This window comes from Ammoniphilus sp. YIM 78166 (genome assembly GCF_004522215.1).
In the GTDB taxonomy this organism is placed as follows: domain Bacteria; phylum Bacillota; class Bacilli; order Aneurinibacillales; family RAOX-1; genus YIM-78166.
The window spans coordinates 261,689-272,235 of sequence record NZ_SDLR01000006.1 but is presented as its reverse complement, the minus strand read 5'-3'; the positions used below and the strand labels follow the sequence as shown (position 1 = coordinate 272,235).

General features: G+C 44.4%; 10 protein-coding genes. 9 read left to right on the top strand and 1 reads right to left on the bottom strand.

Annotated features, from left to right (window positions below; translation table 11 throughout):
* Positions 1-685 (top strand): iron-containing alcohol dehydrogenase (locus EIZ58_RS25935; protein WP_134703875.1); only part of this gene is annotated, 685 nt, incomplete at its 5' end.
* An 82-nt stretch (positions 686-767) separates the two neighbouring features.
* Complete coding sequence (locus EIZ58_RS25930; RefSeq protein ID WP_134703874.1) at positions 768-1,829, top strand: NAD(P)-dependent alcohol dehydrogenase; 1,062 nt, start codon at positions 768-770, stop codon at positions 1,827-1,829.
* 97 nt (positions 1,830-1,926) lie between these two features.
* On the opposite strand, the gene EIZ58_RS25925 is transcribed toward EIZ58_RS25930, so the two are convergent.
* A complete protein-coding gene (locus tag EIZ58_RS25925) occupies positions 1,927-2,982 on the bottom strand; it encodes a TRAP transporter substrate-binding protein (protein ID WP_134703873.1) in 1,056 nt (351 codons plus the stop codon).
* A 263-nt stretch (positions 2,983-3,245) separates the two neighbouring features.
* Between EIZ58_RS25925 and EIZ58_RS25920 the strand changes: the two genes are divergently transcribed.
* The 7 genes from EIZ58_RS25920 to EIZ58_RS25890 all read left to right on the top strand — a co-directional run bounded on the left by EIZ58_RS25920 (position 3,246) and on the right by EIZ58_RS25890 (position 10,507).
* A complete protein-coding gene (locus EIZ58_RS25920; protein ID WP_167577978.1) occupies positions 3,246-3,671 on the top strand; it encodes an Rrf2 family transcriptional regulator in 426 nt (141 codons plus the stop codon).
* A gap of 395 nt (positions 3,672-4,066) precedes the next feature.
* Positions 4,067-4,849, top strand: a complete 783-nt coding sequence (locus EIZ58_RS25915) for an SDR family NAD(P)-dependent oxidoreductase (RefSeq protein WP_134703871.1) — start codon at positions 4,067-4,069, stop codon at positions 4,847-4,849.
* A gap of 201 nt (positions 4,850-5,050) precedes the next feature.
* Positions 5,051-6,076 (top strand): LacI family DNA-binding transcriptional regulator, encoded by a 1,026-nt coding sequence (locus EIZ58_RS25910; protein ID WP_370297809.1) that lies wholly within the window; start codon positions 5,051-5,053, stop codon positions 6,074-6,076.
* Between the two features lie 134 nt (positions 6,077-6,210).
* The gene (locus tag EIZ58_RS25905; RefSeq protein WP_240689425.1) at positions 6,211-7,545 is read left to right on the top strand and encodes an ABC transporter substrate-binding protein; all 1,335 of its coding nucleotides are present in this window, start codon (positions 6,211-6,213) and stop codon (positions 7,543-7,545) included.
* A gap of 71 nt (positions 7,546-7,616) precedes the next feature.
* On the top strand, positions 7,617-8,531 hold the full coding sequence (locus EIZ58_RS25900; RefSeq protein ID WP_240689424.1) for a carbohydrate ABC transporter permease: 915 nt from the start codon (positions 7,617-7,619) through the stop codon (positions 8,529-8,531).
* A 12-nt stretch (positions 8,532-8,543) separates the two neighbouring features.
* A complete protein-coding gene (locus tag EIZ58_RS25895) occupies positions 8,544-9,374 on the top strand; it encodes a carbohydrate ABC transporter permease (RefSeq protein WP_134703869.1) in 831 nt (276 codons plus the stop codon).
* Positions 9,375-9,412: 38 nt separating this feature from the next.
* Complete coding sequence (locus EIZ58_RS25890; protein ID WP_240689423.1) at positions 9,413-10,507, top strand: Gfo/Idh/MocA family protein; 1,095 nt, start codon at positions 9,413-9,415, stop codon at positions 10,505-10,507.
* The last annotated feature ends 40 nt before the right edge of the window (positions 10,508-10,547 follow it).

The following is a 10,547-nucleotide window of genomic DNA, read 5'->3' as shown; positions in this document are numbered from 1 at the left end:
CATTAGCCCCTACTTATTTCCAACGCTTGCGATATTGGACCCGTCTCTTACTTTGGGGTTGCCTCAAGGACTTACAGCAGCGACAGGCATGGATGCCTTAACGCATGCCATTGAATCCTATACCTCCAAGATGGCTAGCCCTGTTAGTCAGGGATTTGCCCTGCACGCCATGAAAATGATAGGGGAAAACCTAACGAAATCTTATTTTGTCGGAACGAACTTGGAAAATAGAGAAAATATGCTTGTAGCTTCCATGATGGCCGGGGTAGCCTTTGCCCAATCCCGCTTGGGCAATGTGCATGCGATTTCCCACACGTTCGGAGGGGTGTTTAATATTCCTCATGGTATCGCCAATGCCGCTCTGCTGCCGTTTGTTATGAAATTCAATCTGCCGGCATGTCCGGAGAAGTTCAGAGATATCGCCGTCGCATTGGGAAAGGATGTCAGCGGTTTATCGGTCACAGAGGCGGCTGAAAAAGCCATTGATGCTGTAATCGAGATGAATCGGGCAATGAAAATTCCGCTTACTATCAAAGAATTGGGTGTTTCCCTGGAAGCCTTGCCAAAATTAGTGGAGGACTCGATGCGAAGCGGAAATGTGCTAGCCAACCCTAGACTGACTAGGGCTGCCGACATTCAGATGATCATTGAGAAAGCTTATGAGGGTAATTTAGTAGAGTTGTAGAGAATGAATGTGACGAGGGACACTCCCCTACCTGGGGGAGTATCTCCGAAGTGAACACACTATGTTGAGAGGGGAAAAGAGAATGAGTGACAAGATGATGGCTGCTGTATTAGAAAAACCGTTCTCCATTGAAATAAAGACCGTAAACCGGCCGAAGCCGGGTCCGGATGAAGCCCTTGTGAAGGTTCATTGCATTGGCGTATGCGGATCTGACATCCACTATTATGAACATGGAAAAATTGGCCGGTATGAGGTGAAAAGCCCGATTATACTTGGCCATGAATTGGCTGGGGTGGTTGTAGAAGTAGGAGATCAGGTAACCAATGTTGCTGTAGGCGACCGAGTGGCCGTGGAACCTGGAGTAACCTGCAGCCGATGCGATTATTGCAAGTCAGGGCGGTATAACCTTTGTCCGGATGTTGTCTTTATGGCAACTCCACCGGTTGATGGCGCATGGGCGGATTATGTCGCTGTCCGCAGTGATTTCCTGTTTCCATTGCCGGATGAGATGAGCTTTGAGGAAGGGGCCCTTCTCGAACCTCTATCCGTTGGATTCCATGCCATGCGGCGGGGGAAGGTGGGACCGCAAGACCGCTTGCTGGTCGTTGGCTTAGGGCCCATAGGCCTTCTCGCGATTCAAGCCGCCAAGCTGTTTGGGGTGACGGAAATCTATGCCAGTGATGTGGTTCCTTTCCGCAGGGAGTTGGCTTTGGAAATGGGGGCGACGGGTGTCATCAATCCGCTGGAAGGAGGTGTAGCGGAACAGCTTGCGCAGCTATCCGGAGGCAAGGGGGTGGATGTCATTATCGAAACATCGGGGAATGCAAGGGCCATCTCCGACACGGTCCATACGGTCAAACGAGGAGGCCGGATCGTCTTTGTGGGCCTTCCTGTAACGAATGAAATTCCACTGGATATTCCGTTATTGGTGGATTCCGAATTAGACGTTTATGGCATTTTCCGCTATGCCAATACTTATCCGGCAGCGATCCAGGCTTTAAGTAAAAGCCCGGTCGATATCCGGAAGGTAATAACCCACAAATATCCGCTGGAACAAATTAAAGAAGCGGTGGAAGTAGCCAGAACACAGAAGGATACAAGTATTAAAGTGATGATTTATCCCAATGCAGGCGATATCATGTGACGAGGGACACTCCCCTACCTGAGGGGGGATCCCCGAAGTGAACAAAAAATAAAGCCCTTCAGTACTTGAAGGGCTAAAATGGCTTTATGGATAAACTTTATTGGCGGGTTTTTTCCAATTCAGTGAAGAATTCTTTTACCAGATCATCTCCGATTTGGCTGGAGAATTGCTCGATGACGGGTTTCGTCATCTCTTGCATTTTCTTCATTTCTTCAGGAGATATTTCATTTACTTCCATCCCCGTAGATTTTAGATTCTCAATCGTCTTTTGAGTGCTGGATCTATTTTCCCCACGTGAGAATTGGCCAGCTTCATCAGCAGCCTCTTGCAAGATTTTCTTTTCCTCTTCCGATAGCTGATCCCAAAACTTCTTGCTCGTAAGCAAAATAGCCGGTGCATAAACGTGTTTAGTTAAGCTCAAGTATTTTTGTACTTCGTTAAATCTACTCGTTTCAATAATTTGAACGGGGTTTTCTTGACCGTCAATAGCTTCGCTTTCCAAGGCGGTAAAAACTTCTGAGAAGGACATTGGCGTAGGATTGGCGCCGAATTCTTTAAATGCTTGCAAATGAATCTTATTTTCCATCGTCCGAATCTTCAAGCCTTTGAAATCCTCTGCTTTTGTAATAGGGCGTTTATTGTTCGTTACATTACGGAAGCCGGATTCCCACCAGCCAAGACCAATCCAATCATATTGCGGCAAAAAGTCAAGCATTTTCTGGCCGAATGATCCTTGGAGGAGTGCATCAATTTCTTTTTCATTGCTAAAGGTATAGGGCAAATCGAAGATACCAAATTCTTTTACAGTCCCGACCAAGGGCGCAGGGGACAGCATAGCCATTTCTTGCGTACCGTTCCTAACCGCTTCCGACATTTGCTTGTCGCCGCCTAGCGCTGCATCGAAATAAGTTTGAACCTTTATTTGGCCACCGCTCTTTTGGGAGACGATCTCTGCAAACTTGTCCATCCCTTGACCAGCCGGATGGGTTTTTGCAACCGTCGTTGCAAATTTGATCGTACGCTCTTGAATAACGTTTGAAGAGGAACTTGACCCACTTGTGTTTTCTGTCCCCCCTGTATTTCCACAGCCAGTTGCGATAAGCAAGCTAGATACGATAAAGCTTAATGCCAGATTCTTGCTCCATTTTTTCATAGATAACCCTCCTTGGCGTTTGTATACGTTCGAAAAACATTTCTATGTAAAATTTGACTAACCTCTGCTTGGGGGCATCCTAGCACGCGCAGGAGCAGCGTAAGGTGAGACCTCCCCTTCAAAAGATTTAATTGTGACGATATTAACACAATTAAATCTACAGAAAATTATACCTGTTGTCAATATAATTAATTATGTGTTGAATATAGTTGTTTAATTGTGGTAATATGTTCACAATTGAGATTTTATATAGGGTGATTCTATTGCAGCTTATTCTTCAGTCAGGCGATCTTGGGCCTAAATGGTTTCATGTTGCTTTACGTGCTATGGTTTTAATGGCCAGGTCTAATGATTTAGTAAAGAGCCATCATATTGCAGAAATCATTGGTGCAGATCCAACTTACCTCAGAAAAATATTGATCCAACTTTCTAAAACAGATCTTGTAGTCAGTCAGGGAGGGCGTTATGGGGGTTATGCTTTAAAAAAAGAATCCTGTCAGATAACGGTGGGAGCTGTATATAGAGCGCTCAGCGCAACTCCCCCAACACCTCATTGGACTGTTCCTGCGACAACGGGTTCAGAATTATTTATTTCTCTCATCATCTCAAAAGCTGAAGAAGAATTTCAGTCGATTTTAGACAGTTATACAATAAAAGACTTAGTTGAACAAAGTCATGTAATAAAATAATGAATGGTTACTTTCAAAGATGGTGGAATCATAGAGGTGGATTGGTAGTGGGAGAAAGTCCACTTATCGAAAAAAAATAGAGGATATAAAGTAAAATAGGTGGAGAAAAGACAACTAAAGCATGAAAATAGCTTATGAATAGGGCTTTCCGAGCTTATAGGTGGAGTTTTTCCACCTATAAGACGAAATCATATTCAATTTTAATCAATAGGTGTACAATTTCCATCTATTCATTCTTATTTTTATTACATGTCTACCATGATTCCTTGAAAATACCCAGTAGGGGGTATGTTTGGTTTGGCTATTATCCGCTATCGGGAATTGAATCAGTCAGATGCAAGCTTGCGGCAAAATCTATTTTATATCAATATTCGGTAAAAAAGGAGACAGCATAGATGGAATTGGGATTGCAAGGAAAGGTCGCACTAATCACAGGAGCGAGTAAAGGGATCGGATTCGAAACGGCTTTATATTTAGCTAAAGAAGGTGCAAGCGTTGCCATTTGTGCAAGAAATGAGGAACATCTAAAGGTAGCTCCAAGCCTTATTTTTGAGAAGACAGGTGTTGAAGTATTCTACATCCCTGCAGATGTCACGAAGGAAGAGGATTGCAAAAGAATAGTGACTCAAACAGCCGAACATTTTGGACGATTAGATATTGTAGTCAATAACGCAGGAATTTCTGCGGCACAATCATTTGATCAAGTGGGCACCGATCTATGGCAGCATGATCTTGATTTAAAATTATTTGCTGCGATTCATTGTTCACGCTATGCCATTCCTTATATGCGCCAAGTTGGTGGTGGATCCATTGTGAACGTGACGGCTGCGGCTGCGAAAACTCCTCCTGCATCCTCTCTACCTACCAGTGTCAGTCGAGCAGCTGGGATGGCTCTTACTAAAGCGATGAGTAAAGACCTTGGTTCGGACAATATTCGAGTGAATACGGTATGTATCGGTTTAGTACGAAGTGATCAAATAGAAAAAATGTGGCAAAGAGAAGCACCAGAACTTACATGGGAACAGTATGCAAGAGAAAGCAAGCATCAAATTCCTCTGGGGCGGATTGGAAATACGGAAGAGGCTGCTAAAGTCATTACATTCCTTGTTTCGGATGCTGCATCTTATGTAACCGGTACATCCATTAATGTAGACGGTGGTATGTCCGGGGTTCTTTAAAAAGGGTCGTGTTTGCGAATCCTTTTTATAGCCCCCAAAAAGCTGTTATCCTTTTTTAAGGAAAACAGCTTTTTGCACGGCATCGACAAAATTCGAGGAGTGACAGGCACTCTACTAAAAATGTTTTGAGGAAGTTATTGACAATCGTCAAGAATAATGTAAAATAAAAGTAAATTTAGTAAAAACGTTTACATTACATAAATCATTTTACAGTGGAGAAACGATATGACGATTACAATTAAAGATGTTGCTCTAGAGGCAGGTGTTTCTATTGCTACCGTCTCCCGAGTGATAAACGGAAAAGATCGGGTGAAGCTAGCCACAAAAAAGAAAGTGGAAGAGGTTATTAAAAAATTGAATTTTAAACCGGATAATACGGCCCGAACGATGATTGTGAAGGAAACGAAAACGATTGGGCTGATCGTTCCCTCTTTGAATGAATACTGGGCTAGGATTTCGGAAGTGATCCAGGAACGGTTGTGGGAGAGTGGATACGCTTTGATGCTGTGCGCGACGGGAGGGGTTTTGTTCGAGAAGGAGCGCTTCTATCTGAACAGCTTTATTGAAAGAAAAGTAGATGGAATTATCTATTGCGGCCGCCATTCGGAACGCGATGCGATCATCAATGATTATTTGACTGCAGATATTCCGATTATTACCTTTGACAGAAAGATCGATGGAATCGACCGAGTGTTTGGGGACCACATGCAAGGAGCGATGAAAGCGGTTGAGCATTTGATTCGTTTAGGTCATCAGAAGATCGCGTATATTGGGGGTCCTTTGTCATTCCCGGATCGAGAACTGGGTTACCGGAATGCCCATACGGTGAATGGGCTGTCAGTGGATGAAGCTTTGCTCAAACGGGGGGATTTCAGGTTTGAATTCGGTTATCTAGCGGCGGAGGAATTGTTGCGGGACAAACTAGATTTTACAGCGATTTTCTGCGGAAATGACTTAATCGCTTTTGGTGTCATCGAAGCGTTGAAAAAAGCATCAATCCGGGTTCCGGAGGATATCGCTATAGTGGGTTATGATGATATCCAAATGGCCTCCTTGGTTAAGCCGGCCTTGACGACTGTTCGCCAGCCGATCGTGGAGATGGGTTGTGCAATCGTAGAGTTATTGAAGGAATCGATGAAAAATCAAAATCACATCCCTAAGAATCTCATGTTTCCGATGGAATTGATTGTGAGAGAAAGCTGCGGCGCAGCGCATAAAAAGATGTAAACGTTTTTACAAATGATGAGATTAGCGAGCATTGAAGGGGGGGATGTGCACTTACAATAATGAAGTTTTAGGAATCATATTTTTTTAGTTTTATAGTTCTGAATATTTACAATGTACAAAAAGGGGTGAAAAGTGTGATTAAGCTAAAGAAGATTTCCACCGTCCTATTCTCAGTCATGTTTGCACTTTCAACTATTGTGGGATGTTCCAGCAGCCCTTCTTCGACGGGAAGCAATCCATCCTCCGGCGGGGAACCCAACAAGGCGCAAGAAACCGCCAAGGGAGCGGTCAATCTCCAGTTTTGGGATATGGTATGGGGGCCGCCTGAGTACATAGATACGGCCAAAAAATTGGTGGCTCAGTTTAACAAGGAGCACCCGAATATTCAAGTGACCTATCAATCCACCCCTTGGAATAACTGGTATCAAACCTTTAGCACCGCGATCGCTTCAGGTACAGCTCCTGATATTAGTACGGGAGGAGGATTCCAAGCTTTCCAATTTTATGATCAAGATGCCATCCTGCCTATTGATGATGTGGTTGAAGAGTGGAGAAAGGAAGGAAAGCTGGAGGATTTCTTCCCAGGCGCGGTTGAAACGCTGAAATATGATGGGCACTACGTGGCGTTGCCTTGGGCCTTGGATATTCGCGTTCCGTGGTACAACAAGGAATTATTTGAAAAAGCTGGTGTAGATGTTCCGAAGAATTGGGCTGAATTTAGAGAGGCTGCAAAAAAACTGTCTAATGGCAAGGGGCAGTATGGGATGGTTGCCCCGTCCGATACGGGAGGAACGCAATACCTTTACACCTTGATGTTGAATAATGGCGGGGGAATCTTTACTCCGGATCGAAAAGTGGAGTTCTCGAACGAACGGAACATGGAAGCGATACAGTTCTTTGCCGACATGGTCGCGGATGGATCCGTGAACCCTAACGGTTCGGGCTTCAAAGGGGATGACGCCATCAAATCGTTTGGCCAAGGGGATGCAGCAATCATTATCCGCAATCCTGGCTTCAGAAGCCATCTTCCTGAAATGATGGATAAAATCGGGATGATGGAACCACTGGAAGGTCCTCACGGAGACAAAGGAACCATTATGTGGGTCAATAATCTTATGATCTATAAACAAAGCAAGCACCCAGAGGAAGCAAAGGTATTCATGAAGTGGTGGTCTGAGAATAACCTGCCTTTGTGGTCGGAAGGACATTCTAACCAATTATCGGCAAGAGTTTCTTTCTCTAAGGATGCATTCTTCCAAAACAACCCGGATACGAAGCAAGTGTATGATCAGTGGGTACCGGTCGGGAAAACCCTGGCGGCTCGTTCTGAAGGAGCGTTTCCTGCTCTGAATGAAATTGAGGGTGAGGGCGTCATGCAAACCATGATGCAGGAGTTGATCATGGGTAAAGATCCAAAAGCAACATTGGATAAGGCAGAAGCTAAAATTAAACAAATTGTAAAAGAATAATAGAATTCATAGAGGGAAGAGGAACATCCTAAACACTCTTCCCTCCACTTTACAGGAAGGGGGGACAAAACGTGAGTCTCTCAAAATTAGAAACCAATCAAGCGGGCGTGCAGAAGCGTTCCTCCAAGCGGGTTAAGATTGATTGGATACAGTATCAATTTCTGTTGCCTTCCCTTTTTTTAATTCTGTTGATTAACCTTTATCCTTTCTTATCCGGACTTCTCTATAGCTTTAAAGAAGGGACATTAATCAAACAAGGGGCTTTTGTAGGCATTGATAATTACATAGCTCTATTGCAGATGTCTGAATTTTGGCATTCCCTCTATTTCAGTGCGATTTTCGGATTGTGTAGTGTGGTAGGAAGCTATCTATTCGGATTAGCCTTTGCCTTGATGCTGAATCAAGAGGTTTGGGGAAGAGGATTCTTTCGCGTGGCTTTGCTTGTGCCGTGGATCATTCCCTCCATCGTCTCCATCGTAGGGTGGCGCTGGCTGATCGGGGACCAAAGCGGGCTGGCCAATCAAGTAATTGGATGGTTTGGCATGGCTCCCATTAATTTTCTGGGAACGGAAGAGGGGGCGATCTTTTCCGTCATTCTGATTAAGATTTGGCGCAGTTTTCCTTTCATGATGATTTCTTTATTAGCCGCTTTACAAACGATTAATCACGATCTCTATGAAGCAGCCCAAATTGATGGGGCGGGCCGATGGAAATCATTCTGGTATATCACAGTACCTTCCATCAAAATGATATCCATCGTGTGCTGGATCTTAATGACTATATGGTGTTTTAACGATTTCGATACGATTTGGCTTCTGACGGAAGGCGGACCTGCCAATGCGACAGAAAATCTCATTGTTTTAGCCTATAAATATACGTTTACCAAAAATAATGTCGGGCTCGGCTCCGCAATCGCCATTATCAGTTTAATCATCTTGATGGTGTTGGCATGGCTCTTGCTGAAAAGACAAGAGAAAGATGAATAAGGGGGGAATTGGATGCGAAAGTATAAAAATCTGAAAAAGTGGATCTTATTTGTTTCTCTTTCCATCATATCATTCCTGGTGAACCTGCCGATCATCACGATGATGTTGAATTCGCTGAAAAGCAACTCGGAGATTTTGTCTTCCAAGAAGATTTTTCCACAGCAGATTACATTCGAAAACTATCAAATTCTGCACGAGAAAACGCTGTTCTGGACTCAGTTCAAAAACAGCCTGATCGTGGCTTTCTATGGAACCCTATTCAGTATTATCATTGCAGCTTTTGCAGGGTATGCCATTTCAAGGTTCCGATCCCTATTTATTACGGGATTTGCCCGATCCCTGCTGATGCTGCAGATGTTTCCCATCATCCTAGTGTTGATTCCGCTTTTTATCATGTTCCGCAACCTAGGGTTAATCAATACTTACTTTACGGTGATCTTGCTTTACATTACCGTTCACTTGCCCTTTTCGATTTGGATGTACAAAGGCTATTTTGATGCGATTCCAAAGGAGTTAGAGGAGGCGGCCTTGATTGACGGCTGTTCGCGATTGCAGAGCTTTTTCCGAATTATCCTTCCGATTTCAGGTCCTGGGATTGCTGCAGTAGCGATTTTTTCCTTCTTGTTTTCGTGGAATGAATATTTGATTGCCAGCGTCTTTTTGCGGCACGAGCAATTAATGACGATTCCGGTCGGTGTCCAATTATTTATGCAGCAATATGCTACGGATTGGGGAAGTTTGACAGCAGCCGCAACGTTGACCATGCTGCCAGTATTCGTTTTCTTCTTGTTCGTTCAAAAATACTTTATCTCAGGTAGTGTTGCTGGCTCTGTTAAGGGGTAAAGCAGCATTGCAAATGGTGGAAAATGGGAGGGACTACATTGAAAAGATTAAAAGTGGGCGTGATTGGTTTAGGGGAAGTGGCTCAAATCATTCATTTGCCGATCCTTGAAGAATTAGCGGATCGTTTTGAAATTGCAGCCTTGTGCGATATTTCTCCAGGATTATTGTACAGCATGGGGGAGAAGTACCGTGTAGCCGATCATTTGTATACGGATGCTAAAGCGTTGACGGAGCAAGCAGACCTGGATGTCGTGTTTGTCCTGAATAGCGATGAATATCATGCCGAGTGCGTGATTTCGGCTGTCAGGAACAAGAAGCATGTGCTGATTGAGAAACCCATGTGCTTGACGGAAAGAGAAGCGGATGAAATCATCCAAGCGAGGGATGAGGCAGGGGTTCAAGTCATGGTGGGCTATATGAGAAGGTTTGCTCCCGCCTTTGTCCAAGCCGTAGAAGAAGTGAAAAAACTAGATAAGATCAATTATGCGAGAATTCGTGACATCATTGGGCAAAATCGCTTAATTATTGACCAGTCCAGCGTGGTTCAGCGCTTCAACGATATACCGGAAGCCGCGATCCAAGATAAGGCAGACCGTGCGAAGCGGCTGGTTCAGGAAGCCATCGGCGAGGCACCGCCTGAATTGGTTTCCGCTTACCGCCTGCTCTGTGGATTAAGCAGCCATGATCTCTCGGCCATGCGAGAGATCATAGGAGTTCCGAACCGTGTCGTTGCCGCCACGCAGTGGAACGGTGGAAGATTCATCAATGCCATTTTTGAGTATGATGGCTTCAATGCTACTTTTGAAACCGGCGTGGACCAACAAAGGCGTTTCGATGCCCACATTGAGGTGTTTTCCGCCAGCAAACAATTAAAGGTACAGTACAATACTCCCTACATCCGCCATTTGCCAACCACGTTGGCCGTTAGTGAAACGATTGGGGAGGCTTATCAGGAATCGGTGGTTCGGCCTACCTTTGAAGATGCGTATACGCATGAGATCAAGTACCTGTATGATGTGGTGACCCAGGGCTTAAAACCGAAAACAACGCCTGAAGACTTTAAGGAAGATTTGAAGATTTTTAAGATGATCATCGAAGCGATGAGAAAAAATGAATCCGCTGCTGTTCTGTAACCCTATCAAAGGATTCGATGGAATAATAAAGGAGGAGAAA

Excerpts from the sequence above, each read along its gene's own strand:
- EIZ58_RS25925 (WP_134703873.1), bottom strand. The coding sequence starts at position 2,982 with ATGAAAAAATGGAGCAAGAATCTGGCATTAAGCTTTATCGTATCTAGC.
- EIZ58_RS25895 (WP_134703869.1), top strand. The coding sequence starts at position 8,544 with ATGCGAAAGTATAAAAATCTGAAAAAGTGGATCTTATTTGTTTCTCTT.
- EIZ58_RS25915 (WP_134703871.1), top strand. The coding sequence starts at position 4,067 with ATGGAATTGGGATTGCAAGGAAAGGTCGCACTAATCACAGGAGCGAGT.
- EIZ58_RS25930 (WP_134703874.1), top strand. The coding sequence starts at position 768 with ATGAGTGACAAGATGATGGCTGCTGTATTAGAAAAACCGTTCTCCATT.